General features: G+C 62.1%; 14 protein-coding genes and 1 pseudogene. 1 reads left to right on the top strand and 14 read right to left on the bottom strand.

Translation table 11 applies throughout. The features are described 5' to 3' along the window. Positions 1 to 434, bottom strand: a pseudogene (locus Q0K06_RS12770) (RNA degradosome polyphosphate kinase); the annotation flags it as partial. After that, complete coding sequence (locus Q0K06_RS12765) at positions 427 to 1,338, bottom strand: phosphatase (RefSeq protein ID WP_294553217.1); 912 nt, start codon at positions 1,336 to 1,338, stop codon at positions 427 to 429. The gene Q0K06_RS12765 and the pseudogene Q0K06_RS12770, both read right to left, overlap by 8 nt. 185 nt (positions 1,339 to 1,523) lie before the next feature. Here Q0K06_RS12765 and spoIIID point away from each other — a divergent pair, with 185 nt between their 5' ends. After that, on the top strand, positions 1,524 to 1,772 hold the full coding sequence (gene spoIIID / locus Q0K06_RS12760; protein WP_294553215.1) for a sporulation transcriptional regulator SpoIIID: 249 nt from the start codon (positions 1,524 to 1,526) through the stop codon (positions 1,770 to 1,772). Positions 1,773 to 1,824: 52 nt separating this feature from the next. On the opposite strand, the gene Q0K06_RS12755 is transcribed toward spoIIID, so the two are convergent. From Q0K06_RS12755 to Q0K06_RS12700, 12 genes are all read right to left on the bottom strand, one after another. Further along, positions 1,825 to 3,090: an SLC13 family permease gene (locus Q0K06_RS12755; RefSeq protein ID WP_294553213.1), complete on the bottom strand. Its 1,266-nt coding sequence runs from the start codon at positions 3,088 to 3,090 to the stop codon at positions 1,825 to 1,827. Between the two features lie 163 nt (positions 3,091 to 3,253). Beyond that, positions 3,254 to 4,111: a shikimate dehydrogenase gene (aroE, locus tag Q0K06_RS12750; RefSeq protein ID WP_294553211.1), complete on the bottom strand. Its 858-nt coding sequence runs from the start codon at positions 4,109 to 4,111 to the stop codon at positions 3,254 to 3,256. A gap of 55 nt (positions 4,112 to 4,166) precedes the next feature. Beyond that, positions 4,167 to 4,604 (bottom strand): type II 3-dehydroquinate dehydratase, encoded by a 438-nt coding sequence (aroQ, locus tag Q0K06_RS12745; RefSeq protein WP_294553208.1) that lies wholly within the window; start codon positions 4,602 to 4,604, stop codon positions 4,167 to 4,169. Further along, positions 4,601 to 5,101, bottom strand: coding sequence for a shikimate kinase (locus Q0K06_RS12740; protein ID WP_294553206.1), 501 nt, complete (start codon positions 5,099 to 5,101; stop codon positions 4,601 to 4,603). The genes aroQ and Q0K06_RS12740 overlap by 4 nt, the downstream gene beginning before the upstream one ends. Further along, positions 5,098 to 6,267 carry a bifunctional chorismate mutase/prephenate dehydratase gene (locus tag Q0K06_RS12735; RefSeq protein ID WP_294553205.1) on the bottom strand — a complete coding sequence of 390 codons (1,170 nt, stop codon included), beginning with the start codon at positions 6,265 to 6,267 and terminating at the stop codon, positions 5,098 to 5,100. Before Q0K06_RS12735 ends, Q0K06_RS12740 begins: the two co-directional genes overlap by 4 nt. Positions 6,268 to 6,324: 57 nt before the next feature. Then, the gene (locus Q0K06_RS12730; protein ID WP_294553203.1) at positions 6,325 to 7,302 is read right to left on the bottom strand and encodes a chorismate synthase; all 978 of its coding nucleotides are present in this window, start codon (positions 7,300 to 7,302) and stop codon (positions 6,325 to 6,327) included. A gap of 27 nt (positions 7,303 to 7,329) precedes the next feature. Continuing rightward, positions 7,330 to 8,565, bottom strand: coding sequence for a 3-phosphoshikimate 1-carboxyvinyltransferase (gene aroA / locus Q0K06_RS12725; protein ID WP_294553201.1), 1,236 nt, complete (start codon positions 8,563 to 8,565; stop codon positions 7,330 to 7,332). Next, positions 8,562 to 8,726, bottom strand: a complete 165-nt coding sequence (locus tag Q0K06_RS12720; protein WP_294553199.1) for a hypothetical protein — start codon at positions 8,724 to 8,726, stop codon at positions 8,562 to 8,564. The genes aroA and Q0K06_RS12720 overlap by 4 nt, the downstream gene beginning before the upstream one ends. Further along, complete coding sequence (locus tag Q0K06_RS12715; RefSeq protein ID WP_294553197.1) at positions 8,723 to 8,887, bottom strand: hypothetical protein; 165 nt, start codon at positions 8,885 to 8,887, stop codon at positions 8,723 to 8,725. Before Q0K06_RS12715 ends, Q0K06_RS12720 begins: the two co-directional genes overlap by 4 nt. Beyond that, the gene (gene aroB, locus Q0K06_RS12710) at positions 8,884 to 9,948 is read right to left on the bottom strand and encodes a 3-dehydroquinate synthase (RefSeq protein WP_294553195.1); all 1,065 of its coding nucleotides are present in this window, start codon (positions 9,946 to 9,948) and stop codon (positions 8,884 to 8,886) included. Before aroB ends, Q0K06_RS12715 begins: the two co-directional genes overlap by 4 nt. Continuing rightward, positions 9,945 to 10,961 carry a 3-deoxy-7-phosphoheptulonate synthase gene (gene aroF, locus Q0K06_RS12705; RefSeq protein ID WP_294553193.1) on the bottom strand — a complete coding sequence of 339 codons (1,017 nt, stop codon included), beginning with the start codon at positions 10,959 to 10,961 and terminating at the stop codon, positions 9,945 to 9,947. Before aroF ends, aroB begins: the two co-directional genes overlap by 4 nt. An 876-nt stretch (positions 10,962 to 11,837) precedes the next feature. Beyond that, a partial coding sequence (locus Q0K06_RS12700) for a His/Gly/Thr/Pro-type tRNA ligase C-terminal domain-containing protein (RefSeq protein WP_294553191.1) occupies positions 11,838 to 12,460 on the bottom strand: 623 nt, incomplete at its 5' end.

Here is a 12,460-nt window from a genome sequence, read left to right as displayed (position 1 = left end):
ACCATGGGGGAGAGCACCGGCTGCACATAGTCCCGGAACCAGCGCTCCACCTGCTTGCGCTCCTTGCCGTCCAGCTCCTCCGGCTTGAGAGCACAGATGTTGCAGGCCCGCAGCCGCTTCTCCAGCTGGGAGACAATCTTGTCCCGCTGCTTGTACAGGGCGGGCACCGCCTTGCAGATGGCCTGAATCTGCTCAGCAGGGGTCAGGCCGCTGCGGCTGTCCACATAGTCCTGTTTGGTCAGGGTCATGTCGTAGATGGAGCCCACCCGAATCATAAAGAACTCGTCCAGGTTGCTGGTAAAGATGGCGGCGAATTTCAGCCGCTCAAACAGAGGGACGCTCTCGTCCCTGGCCTCCTCCAGCACCCGCTCGTTGAACCGCAGCCAGGAGAGCTCCCGCTCCTGGGTGTAGCGGGTGTCAACTGTCTTACTCATGTCCGTTCACTCCCATCACACGCCGGAGCAGGTAACCCTCCCGCACGCCGCAGGGGCTCACCAGCACTGTCTCTACCTCATAGCTCTTGAGCACCGCGTTGAGGATAGCCAGACCGGGCAGAATGGTGTGCACACGGTCGGGGACAATGCGGAGAATCTGCCGCAGGGTGGTCTGGTCTCCCTTTTTCAGGTCCTTATACAGGGCGCGGATCTCCTCGGCAGGGATGCTGCGGTTGCTCTGGTCGGCGCCGGACAGGTCGTTGCACAGCTTGGCCGCCGCCCGGATGGTACCGCCCACGCCGGTGAGGTGGGCGCAGCGGACACCCTGGGTCTTGGCCCGCTCCAGCTCGGCCTCCACCTCGTCCCGGATGGCATGGCGTTCTTCCCGGGTGGGGAACAGACCGGAGACATGCCTGGTGAACAGGGAGAGAGAGCCCATGGGCAGGCTGCACCCGGAGGTGATGACCCCGTTCTCATAGGCGACCAGCTCAGTAGAGCCGCCGCCGATGTCGGCCAGCAGGCCGGTGGCGGGAGCGCCGCCGCCCACCGTAGCTCCCACAAAGGAGAACGCGGCCTCATCTGAGCCGGAGACCACCTCCACCGGCAGTCCGGTGACATGGCGAATGGTGTCCACGGCGTCCTCCGTGTTGACAATATTCCGCAGGGAGGCGGTGGCGAACACGTGGATATCCCGGATATCAAAGTTTTCCAGCAGAGCCTTAAAGCCGGCCAGCACCTGGCAGGCCACCAGGATGCCCCGATCAGACAACACGCCGTCCTTGATATAACCGGCCAGACCGGCCATCTCCTTCTTATTCATCAGCAGCTTGAACTGCTGCCCTTCCCAGTGGTAGATGGAAAGCCGGATGGTGTTGGAGCCCAGATCGACAATCCCGCATTTCATTTCCCTGACACCTCACAATAAACTAGTGTATTCAATTTAGTTTACGCGATTTTCCGGCGGTTATCAATGGAATTTACGCAAGATTTACAATCTCCCTGAAAAACAGCGCGAAAGGGACCGCAACTTCATATCTCCCGGTTCCGGCGCATATATATGCCCCAGAAACAAGCAGGGAGTGTTGCTGTTTGAAGGGGAACATCGAGGAGCGCGCCTGTCAGCTGGCGCTTTACATCATAGAGAACAGAGCCACGGTGCGCGGTGCCGCCCGGAAGTTTGGAATCAGCAAATCGACGGTACATAAAGATTTATCAGAACGTCTGCCCGGCTTCAACCGGCCCTTATACGAGCAGGCCAAGCAAATTCTGGAGGAGAACAAGGCGGAGCGGCACATCCGGGGCGGAATTGCAACCAGGAAGAAATATAAGGGAGAATAAAAGAGAAGCGCCTACGTCCTGTTTAATGCGGGCCGTAGGCGCTTCTCATCATTTAGTGCCACACCATCCAGATAAGGATATAGCCGATAAAAACGGCGATGAGCGAAAAGGGCAGGCCAATGCCCATAAAATCCCGGTTGGTAACGGTATAACCCGCTTTGCGGAGAATACCGATGCCTGCGATGTTGGCGCTGGCGCCGATGGGCGTAAGATTGCCGCCCAGGGTGGCGCCTATCAGCAGGCCGAAGTAGAGCAGGTAAGGCTCCACTCCCATCAGGACAGAGATTCCCTGGACTACCGGGAGCATAGTGGCAACATAGGGGATGTTGTCAATAAAGGCGGAGAACAGCACGGATGCCCACACAATGAGGGTGTAAATCAGAAACAGGTTGTCGCCGGCCAGCCGGACAAAGAGCTGGCTGATGGCGTCGATAACGCCGGCGCTCTCGATGCCGCCGATGATAACAAACAAGCTGGCCAGCAGCAGCAGCGTTTGCCAGTCAATCTCCCGCACCAGCCGGCCGAAGGGGGCTGCCGAGCGGGTCTGGATGGCCTTGCGCAGGAAGCCCAGGATGGCCAGGGCCATGCAGATAACACCGTTGGTAAGAGCGGGCCGGTGGGGCAGGAAGGAGGCCAGAATCAGCAGCGCCACTGTACCGCAGAGCAGAACAGAGGGGACATAGTCCTTTACCACGGTGCGGGTACCGGCGGACACAGGCTGGGTCTCATGCCGGAAATAGAAGAGCAGCACACAGGCCGAGGCCAGCGCGCCGATTTCCACCACCCAGAAGATGCCTGGACGGCCTTGGAAGAAGAAAAAGTCCAGAAAGGTCATGCCTGCATAGTTGCCCAGCAGAATGGAGGTGGTGTCTCCCACCAGAGTGGCCGCACCCTGAAGGTTGGAGGACACGGCGATGGCGATAATAATGGGCACCGGGTTGACCTTCAGTTTTTTGCACAGGGCCATAGCCACCGGCGCAACCATGAGAACGGTGGCCACGTTGTCCACAAAGGCGGAAATAATGCCGGCGAAGAGAGACAGGGCCACGGCGGCCCATTTGATATTGGGCATGTGATCCATGATCACGTCGGCCATGAGGGCGGGCATGCCCGACTCGATAAACAGTACCACAGTGCCCATAGTGCCGCCAATCATGAGCAGTACATTCCAGTCAATGGCCCCAGCCACCTGCTCCAGAGGCAGAATGCCCAGCAGAACAAAGAGGATGGCTGAGGCGGCGGCAATGTAGGACCGGTATTTGCCAAAAGCCAGGAGAAGAATATAGGTTACCAGAAAGATCCCAAGGGCAAGATGCATAGCGTCACGCTCCCCAATCGTCAAAATTTCCTGCACGGAGCAGAAAAAGACGGACACAGGCCGGTCTCCCTTCCGTTCAACAGACATTATAGCCGCTGAAAAATGAAAAGTAAATCAAAAGGACAGGCCTCTCCACAAAAGGAAGAGGCCTGTCCAATGCCTGTCAAAGAAGGACCGGCTTCAGCAGCCTTGCCATGGCGGCGGCGTCAATCCCGGTGTCGGTGAAATGCTCCAGAGCAAATACCGCCTGATATACCAGCATACCCAGACCGTTGGCGGCGGGGTGGCCCAGCAACCTGGCCCGGCGGAGCAGTTCGGTCTCGGCGGGGGCGTAGATTAGGTCGAACACTGGCACGCCGTCAGAAAGCTCTTCCAGGAAGGACAGGTCCTCAAATTGCCCCAGCGTCCCCTCCATGCCCAGGCTGGTGCAGTTCACTACCAGGTCCGCCCGTGCGGCCAGGCGGCGCAGGGTGGCGCTGTCAAACCCGGCAGGGGCCAGGCGGCCCAGCGGGTCGTTGGCGCAGAGGGCGGCGGCCTTTTTTACCGTCCGGTTGCACACGAACACCGCCCTGGCCCCCTGCTGCACCAGCTTGAGGGCCACCGCCCGTGCGGCCCCGCCCGCCCCCAGCAGCAGAACGGTTTTTCCCTCCGGCGTGGTGTCCAAATCCGCCAGCGCCCGGAGAAAGCCGCGGCCGTCGGTGTTATATCCGTATACTTTTCCGCCTTTTATACAAACCGTATTTACAGCCTGATACAGACGGGCGTCCGCGTCGGTCTCGTCCATCAGAGGGAAGAGGGCCTCCTTGTGGGGCATAGTGGCGTTGAACCCGGCGTACCCAGTGAACTTGGCGCATCGGAGCCATTCTTCTGTGCCGCCGCGGGGTACCGGCTGGCACAGGTAGACATAATTCAGTCCCAGGGCGGTGAGCATGGTATTGTGAATCAGGGGCGACTTGGAGTGGAGCACCGGGTCGCCGATAACACAGAGCTTTTTCGTGGTGTTGGTCAGTTCTACCTTCATGTCCATCTCTCCCCGTTGAGATTGCAGGCCGTGCCTTCTAAGGATGGAAGTTCTCTTAAATTACTTTTCCTCGCGAGAGAAAGTAGCCCATGGCGGCCTCATATCCGTAGAGGCCCAGGCCGCAGATCTGGCCCACGCAGGCGGGGGCGGTGACGCTCTTGTGGCGGAACTCCTCCCGCTGGTGGACGTTGGAGATGTGCACCTCAATGCAGGGCACGCTCACCGCCTTCAGGGCGTCCAGAATGGCGTAGCTGTAATGAGTAAAGGCGCCCGGATTCATAACGATGGCGTCGTACACCCCGTCGGCGGCGTGGATGGCATCAATGAGGGCTCCCTCGTGATTGGACTGGAAACACTCGGCGGTGGAGCCGTGGTTCGCCGCAAAGGCCTTTAGCCGGGTGCACAGCGCCTCGTAGCTGTTCTCGCCGTAGATGCCCGGCTCCCGCTTGCCCAGCAGGTTCAGATTGGGGCCGTTGAGAATGAGAAATTTCATAGCTGGCATGCCTCCCGATAGAGGGCGGCAATGCGCACTGCCGCCTCCTCCGCAGTTTTCGTATTGGAAATGGTGTACTGTGCGTATTTTCGATATAATTCTATTCGCTGGGTATAGAGAAGGCGCAGCTTGTCCGGGTCACTGCCCACCAGGGGGCGGCCCATGTGGTCCTCCTCCACAATGTCCTCCAGGGCCCGGTCCCGGAAAAAGATAAGGCCGGTGGCGGAGAGAGCCTCCATGTTCTCCGGCCGGAGAACAATCCCGCCGCCCGTTGCAATCACCGTGTTGTCAAGGGCAGCCGCCTGACGGGCTGCGGCGGTCTCCCGGTCCCGGAAAGCGGCCTCCCCCTCCTGGGCAAAGAGCGCCGGGATGGTCTTTCCGGCGGCCTGCTCCACCAGAGCGTCGGTATCCACCAGAGGCATACAGAGCATTTTAGAAAGAATCTTCCCCACCGTGGACTTGCCGCTGCCCGGCATGCCGATCAGCACCAGATTCATGGCTGTTCCTCCGGCTCATAGCCCTTGAAGTTGCCCAGAATCCGCATGCCAGCCGCCAGCTGGCTCAGCTCGTGGAGCACGCCGTCCATGCCGGGCGCCTCCAGGTCGCCGGTGAACTCCAGGAAGAACAGGTACTCCCAGTTCCGGCCGGGGATGGGCCGGGACTCAATCTTCAGCAGGTTCAGATTCTGCACCGCGAAGATGGTGAGGATCTCGTGGAGAGAGCCGCTCTGGTGGGGCAGGGTGAAGAGAGCGCTGATCTTATTGCGCTCACTCCGGTGCTCCGGCACTGGGGAGACCACCACAAAACGGGTGGTGTTGGCATTGTTGTAGTTGACGCCCTCGGCCAGAATGTTCAGACCGTAGAGTTGGGCCGCCCGACGGGAGCAGATGGCGGCGGCGGTGCGGTCGCCGGAGGCGGCCACCTCCTTGGCAGAGCCTGCGGTGTCCAGAGTGGGCACCCGCTTCCAGTCCCGGTGGGCGTCCAGGAAGCGCTCGCTCTGCATCAGCCCCTGCTCATGGGAGTACACCGTACAGATGTCATCCATAGTCACCCCGGGCAGGGCCATAAGGCAGTGCTCCACCTTCACCTGCCACTCCCCTACGATGTAGTAGCGGTACTGGGCCAGCAGATCGTACACCTGCCGGATGGAGCCGGTGGAGCTGTTCTCCACCGGCAGGACGGCGTAATCCGCCTCGCCTGCGTCCAGGGCGGCAAACACGTCGGTAAACCAGGCCAGGCCCCGGCTGTTCACCTGGGGACCGAAGAAGCCTGCGGCGGCCTCCTCGCTGTAACACCCCGGCTCCCCCTGGTATACTACCCGGGGATTGGACACCGGCGCACGGGCGTGGGACAGGTCGGAGAGCCAGGCGGCGTAGCCCGGGTCCTCGGTTCCCTCGTGGACCAGCCGCCGCTGCTGGCGGCGGGAGATGGCCATGATGGACGCATACAGCTCGGCCACATCGGCCTTGAGGGCGGCGTCCTCCACCATGGCGGTGCGTGCCTCTACCACCCGGCGCTCCCGGGCGGCGTCCAGCACCGGCATCTGCCGCTCCAGCTTGTACTGCCCCACCTTGGCCGTGATATCCATCCGGCGGCGGAACAGCTCCACCAGCTCCCGGTCTACGGCGTCGATCTGGTCTCGGTACTCCTCCAGCTGAGACATAGAAAGGTCACTCCTGTTGATGAAATGGGGAGCCGCGGGCCCCCGTGAATTGGCGTATCAGATGCCCAGCAGCTCACAGGCCGCCAGGGCCGCCGCCGCCTCAATGACGGGCACCGCCCGGTGGACGATGCAGGGGTCATGCCGGCCCTCGATGACCAGCTTGGCGTCCCTGCCGGTGGACAGGTCCACCGTGTCCTGCTCCCGGGCGATGGAGGGGGTGGGCCGGATGGCCACCTCAAAAACCACGGGCATGCCGTTGGTGATGCCGCCGTTAACGCCGCCGGTGTGGTTGGTGCGGGTGCGGACGGCGTCTTCGTCCATATAGAAGGGGTCGTTGGCCTGGCTGCCACGCATGGCGGCAAAGCCGAAACCAGCCCCAAAGGCCACCGCCTTTACCGCCGGGACGGCGTACAGCTGCTGGGAGAAGATACCCTCCACATTGCGGCCGTAGTCCGGGGCGCCCAGTCCGGCGGGCAGTCCCTCCACCGTGCAGCGGATGGCGCCGCCCACACTGTCCAGGTCCCCCTTGGCGGCCAGGACAATTTTCTCCATCTGCGCTTGGGTGGGATCAGCCACGCCGCCCACGTTGGAGATGACGGCGGACACGGTGACGCCCTTCTCCCGCAGAATCAGCTTGGCCAGGGCTCCGGCAAAAACCAGCGGTGCGGTGAGACGGCCGGAAAAGTGGCCCCCGCCCCGGTAGTCGTTGCAGCCTTCATAGCGGACATGGCCGGCGTAGTCGGCGTGGCCGGGCCGGGGAAGGTCCTTCAATTTTGCGTAGTCCCTGGAGCGGGTGTCCGTGTTCTCAATCACCGCGCACAGAGGGGTGCCGGTGGTCTTGCCCTCAAAGACCCCCGAGAGGATGTGGGGCTCGTCGGCCTCCCGCCGGGCGGTGGACATGGGGCTTGTGCCCGGCGCCCGGCGGGCCATCTCAGCGCGGATAAAGTCCATATCCACCGCAACGCCCGGGGGCACGTGCTCCAGGACCACGCCGATGGCGGGGCCGTGGGACTCGCCGAAGATAATATGCTTCATGGAATCGCACTTCCTTTCGGTGGGGCGTCATTCACTGACCGCAATCTGTCCTCCCAGCCGGGCGTACTCCTCCCAGAAATCAGGGTAGGACTTGCGCACGCACTCCGCGCCGGTGACGGTGACGGGGGAGGCGCAGTTGGTGGCGGCGATGGCGGCCATCATGGCGATGCGGTGGTCGTTGTGGCCGGAGACGGTGACGCCGCCGGACAGACTGTCCTTTCCGGCGATGACCAGGTGGTCGGCATGCTCCTCCACCTCCGCCCCCAGTGCGGTGAGCACCTCCGTCACGGTAGAGAGCCGGTCGCTCTCCTTGATGCGCAGCCGGGCGGCGTTCACCAGCCGGGTGACCCGGCCCTCTCCTCGCAGGGCGGCCATGGCAGCCAGCGGAGGCACCAGATCGGGGCAGCCGGACACGTCAATCTCCGCCTCGCCCGGCTTGGCGATGGTCCAGTACAGCATGCCGATGCAGGCGTCCCCTTGGGCGGACTGATAGTTCAGACCCTGAATGTCCAGCTTGCTGTCCAGATAGGCGGCGGCATACCAGAAGGCGGCGTTGGACCAGTCGGCCTCTACGGTCATATCAGCGGGATGGCCGGTCTGGTTCCCGGGTACCCGGAAGGTGCGGTCGCCGTCGTACTCCACCGCCACGTCAAAGGCACTCAGGGCATCCATGGTCATGCGGACATAGTCCGCGCTCTCCAGGGGGGTGGTGAGGTGGATTTCCGAGTCGCCGGGCAGCAGGGGCAGGGCGTAGAGCAGGCCGGTGACAAACTGGGAGGACACATTCCCCGGCAGGGTGTACACCCCGGGGGTGAGCTGTCCGCTGACTGTGAGGGTGGCGTCCTGCTGCTCATAGGAGATGCCCTTCTCCCGGAAGATATCAAAGTAGGGCTCCTGGGGCCGCTCCATCAGGCGGCCGTGGCCGGTGAACACGCCCCCGCCCCGGACGGCCAATGCCACCGGGATGAGAAAGCGGAGGGTGGAGCCGCTCTCCCCACAGGCCAGCTCAGGCAGTTGCTCCCCAGAGGCCGTTTGACCTGCCAGGCCGGTGACCGCCAGATGGTCCCCCTCCTGCCGGACAGTTGCCCCAAGGGCCTCCAGGCAGCGGACGGTGGCCTGAATGTCCTGGGAGAAGGCCACGTTGGAGAGGGTGCTGGTGCCGTGGGCCAGGGCGGCGGCCAGGAGGAGCCGGTGGGCCTGGCTTTTGGAGGGGGGAGGCGTGACGGAGCCGTGGAGCAGAGTGGGCGTTATGGTCACATTCATACACTCCATCTCCTTTCTCCCTCCAAAAGCCAGAGAATGGCAGTTCGGCTCCCGCCTGCGGCGGAACCGCCGAAGATGCCGCCCGCAAGCCGCCGGCCTGCGGTGGAGGGCGGCGGGGTGACGGAGCCGTGGAGCAGAGTGGGCGTTATGGTCACATTCATACACTCCATCTCCTTTCTCCCTCCAAAAGCCAGAGAATGGCAGTTCGGCTCCCGCCTGCGGCGGAACCGCCGAAGATGCCGCCCGCAGGCTGCCGGCCTGCGGTGGAGGGCGGCGGGGTGACAGAGCCGTGGAGCAGGGTGGGGGTGATGGTGACATTCATTTCAGTTCCTCCAGCAGCCTGGCCTTGGGCATGGGGTGGGCCACAGCCTTGCCCGCCTCCTCCAGCAGGATGACCGAGATGGAGTCCCCGGCCCCCTTCTTGTCCAGTCCAATAGCGGCGGCGTAGTCGGCGTGGGTGCAGGGGATGGCCACCGGCAGGCCGAAGCAGCCCAGCAGCACGCCGATGCGCTCGGGCAGCCCCGCCGGGGTAATCCCCAATGTAACGCCCAGCTCCGCCGCCTTCACCATGCCGGCGGCCACCGCCTGGCCGTGGGTCCAGGTCCGGTAGCGGCCCGCCAGCTCGTAGGCGTGACCCAGGGTGTGGCCGAAGTTGAGCACCATCCGTGCACCGGTGTCCCGCTCATCCTCCACCACAACGGCGCGTTTTATATCGCAGCAGGTATACAGGACGTGTTCAATATCCGCCATAATCTCCTGTCGGGAGGGCCGCTGCTCCAGCCAGGAGAGGAAGTCTGCATCCTTGATGCAGCCGTACTTGATGACCTCGGCCATGCCGTCAGCAAAGGTCCTGTCGTCCAGGGTGCACAGCACCGCCGGGTCCATCAGCACCAGTCTGGGCTGCCAGAAGGCACCGGCCAGATTCTTGCCGTGCTGGAGGTCAATGGCCACCTTGCCCCCCACGGAGGAGTCCACCTGGGCCAGCAGGGTGGTGGGAATCTGGACAAAGTCCACGCCCCGGAGGATGGTGGAGGCGGCAAAGCCCGCCAGGTCTCCCACCACGCCGCCGCCCAGGGCCACCACGGCGTCGGTGCGGGTGAGGCCGAAGTCCATCATGCACTCCCACAGCCGGGAGAGCTGCTCCGCGCACTTGGAGGCCTCCCCGGCGGGAATCTCGCAGATGGCGGTCTCAAAGCCGGCAGCCTCCAGAGAGGGGATGAGCCGGTTCAGGTACAGGGGGCCCACCGTGGAGTCGGTCACCACAAAGAGGCGGCTGGCCCTGGGCAGAGCTGCCCGGCACAGCTCCCCCGCCCGGGCGAGAAGCCCCCGCTCCATGAGGATGTCGTAGGCGCGGCCGGGCAGGTTCACGTTCAGCGTTTTCATACCAGCGTCTTCCCCATCATGTTCACCAGGGCGCCCACCTTGCCCATGAGCTCGTCGAACTTCTTGGGGGTGAGGGACTGCTGGCCGTCGCACTTGGCGTGGGCGGGGTCGTTGTGGACCTCGATGATGAGGCCGTCGGCCCCGGCGGCCACGGCGGCCATGGCCAGGGGCTCCACCATCCAGTACATGCCCGCGGCGTGGGAGGGGTCCACAATGACGGGCAGGTGGCTCATCTGCTTGACGGCGGGGATGGCGGACACGTCCAGGGTGTTGCGGGTGTAGGTCTCAAAGGTGCGGATGCCCCGCTCACAGAGGATGACGTTCTCATTGCCGCCAGCCATGATGTACTCGGCGGACATGATCCACTCCTCGTAGCTGTTGGACAATCCCCGCTTCAGGAGGACGGGCTTGGACATCTTGCCCACCTCCTTGAGCAGCTCGAAGTTCTGCATGTTCCGGGCGCCGATCTGGACCACGTCCACCTTCTCCTCAAAGAGCTCCACGTACCGGGGGGCCATGATCTCGGAGACGATGGGCAGGCCGGTGGCCTTGCGGGCCTCCACCAGCAGGTCCAGGCCGGGGGTACCCATGCCCTGGAAGGCGTAGGGGGAGGTGCGGGGCTTGAAGGCGCCGCCCCGGAGCATGGAGGCGCCGGAGGCCTTCACCGCCTGGGCCACCTCCACGATCTGCTCCTCGGTCTCCACGGAGCAGGGGCCGGCGATGACGCCGAAGCTGCCGCCGCCGATTCTGGCCTTACCCACGGTGACCACCGTATCCTCGGGGTGAAACTTCCGGTTGGCCAGCTTATAGGGTTCCTGGACCCGCATGACCCGCTCCACGTTGGGCTCGATGGAGATCTTGTCCATGTCCAGGGCGGTGGTGTCGCCCACCAGGCCCAGAATGGTGCAGCCCACGCCGTTGGTGATACCAACCCGCAGCCCCTGACGCTCAAACTTGGCGGCCAGCGCGTCGATGTCCTCTTTTCGCGTACCGGGCTTCATAATAACGACCATAATGCAAACATCCTTTCTTTTTTGCGCAAAATGAAAAGGGAGCACATTGATGAAATCAATGTGCTCCCCGCATGGATACGAAGATATGCGCGGTCCGGGCGCTCCGGGCCTGCGCCATTCATTTCATCCCTCTTATTTACCCAACACAAAATAGCCGGCGCTCATAAATCGAGCCCAGCCAAAGGTAAAGAAGAAGGATGCAGTTGTGAGGGCGGATCGGCTCATTGGGATACCTCACATTTTATGGATAGAGTTATTATAACCCTGTTGTCCGGGAAATGCAACCGGAAATTTTCAGCCGGGCCGCTCCGGGCGGCGGGGGTAGCCCTGTCAACTTATTGTTTTCCTGGTATGTTACACTCCCTGCACAGCTTCTCTTGCGGATCAATCGGGGGATGATAACTTGCTTTTCGCTTATGGTTTGCTATAATAAATTTGCCGAAAAGTTAAAAGAAATTGGAATCGGAATTTGTGGGGGAGGGATATATTTGGATAAGTTTTGCGATGCATTGGACAATTTCTTTTGCTTTGTTCGCAGGCACTATGGTGCATTTTATTGGATATGTTGGGCATATATTATTACGCTGGGCGTCTTGCAAATTGTATTTGAATTTGCCGACGTGATTACTGCTGTGGCCATAATACCTATGAATCTTCTGACATGGCCGATCTTTTTAGAGACACGAAAGATGAAGGATATTCCTTTTCGAGCGAAAAGAAACATTTTTGGACTACTCGTAATGTCTACATTGTTTCCATTGTACTTCTTTTTTAAGATTTTATGACAGAAAGCCGTGGCGGCGCCCGTCACGATTTTTGAAATAAAAGAGGGACCAGCCGACGGCTGGTCCCTCCGTATATATTGGGGAAATGCGCTCAGTAGGCCACGCCCCAGTAGATCATGTGCTTGGCGGGCTTGCCGCAGATGGCGCACACGTCGCCCAGGTGCTCCTGCTCCAGGGGCATGCAGCGGGAGGTGACGCCGGCCTCCTCCTTCATGCGGATCTCGCAGGCCTCGTCGCCGCACCACATGGTCTTGGCAAAGCCGCCCCGCTCCTTCATCTTCTCCCGGACCTCCTCCAGGCTGGAGCAGGCGTAGGTGTTGTCCTCCAGGTTCTTCTTGGCACGCTGGTACAGGCCGTCGTGGATGGCGTCCAGCATGGCGGCCACAGTCTCTTCAATGCCGTCCAGGGAGACAAAGCTCTTCTCGCCGCTGTCCCGGCGGACCAGCACGCACTGGTTCTTCTCCATGTCCTTGGGGCCCAGCTCCAGGCGCAGAGGCACGCCCTTCATCTCGTACTCAGCGAACTTCCAGCCGGCGGACTGGTCGGAATCGTCCATCTTCACCCGGAAGCCGGCCTTGGCCAGCCGGTCCATAACGGTCCGGTTGGCCTCCAGAACGCCCTCCTTGTGCTGGGCCACGGGGATGATGATGACCTGGATGGGGGCGATGCGGGGGGGCAGCACCAGGCCGTTGTTGTCGCCGTGGGTCATGATGA

This window comes from uncultured Pseudoflavonifractor sp., from assembly GCF_944387805.1.
Lineage (GTDB): Bacteria > Bacillota > Clostridia > Oscillospirales > Oscillospiraceae > Pseudoflavonifractor.
The sequence above is the reverse complement of the archived record's forward strand: the minus strand, read 5'-3'. Positions and strand labels throughout refer to the sequence as shown.

What these genes read in the sequence shown, in the direction of transcription:
- Q0K06_RS12765 (WP_294553217.1), bottom strand. Translation starts at nt 1,338, where the DNA reads ATGAAATGCGGGATTGTCGATCTGGGCTCCAACACCATCCGGCTTTCC.
- Q0K06_RS12755 (WP_294553213.1), bottom strand. Translation starts at nt 3,090, where the DNA reads ATGCATCTTGCCCTTGGGATCTTTCTGGTAACCTATATTCTTCTCCTG.
- aroE (WP_294553211.1), bottom strand. Translation starts at nt 4,111, where the DNA reads ATGAAGGTAGAACTGACCAACACCACGAAAAAGCTCTGTGTTATCGGC.
- aroQ (WP_294553208.1), bottom strand. Translation starts at nt 4,604, where the DNA reads ATGAAATTTCTCATTCTCAACGGCCCCAATCTGAACCTGCTGGGCAAG.
- Q0K06_RS12740 (WP_294553206.1), bottom strand. Translation starts at nt 5,101, where the DNA reads ATGAATCTGGTGCTGATCGGCATGCCGGGCAGCGGCAAGTCCACGGTG.
- Q0K06_RS12735 (WP_294553205.1), bottom strand. Translation starts at nt 6,267, where the DNA reads ATGTCTCAGCTGGAGGAGTACCGAGACCAGATCGACGCCGTAGACCGG.
- Q0K06_RS12730 (WP_294553203.1), bottom strand. Translation starts at nt 7,302, where the DNA reads ATGAAGCATATTATCTTCGGCGAGTCCCACGGCCCCGCCATCGGCGTG.
- aroA (WP_294553201.1), bottom strand. Translation starts at nt 8,565, where the DNA reads ATGAATGTGACCATAACGCCCACTCTGCTCCACGGCTCCGTCACGCCT.
- Q0K06_RS12720 (WP_294553199.1), bottom strand. Translation starts at nt 8,726, where the DNA reads ATGAATGTGACCATAACGCCCACTCTGCTCCACGGCTCCGTCACCCCG.
- Q0K06_RS12715 (WP_294553197.1), bottom strand. Translation starts at nt 8,887, where the DNA reads ATGAATGTCACCATCACCCCCACCCTGCTCCACGGCTCTGTCACCCCG.
- aroB (WP_294553195.1), bottom strand. Translation starts at nt 9,948, where the DNA reads ATGAAAACGCTGAACGTGAACCTGCCCGGCCGCGCCTACGACATCCTC.
- aroF (WP_294553193.1), bottom strand. Translation starts at nt 10,961, where the DNA reads ATGGTCGTTATTATGAAGCCCGGTACGCGAAAAGAGGACATCGACGCG.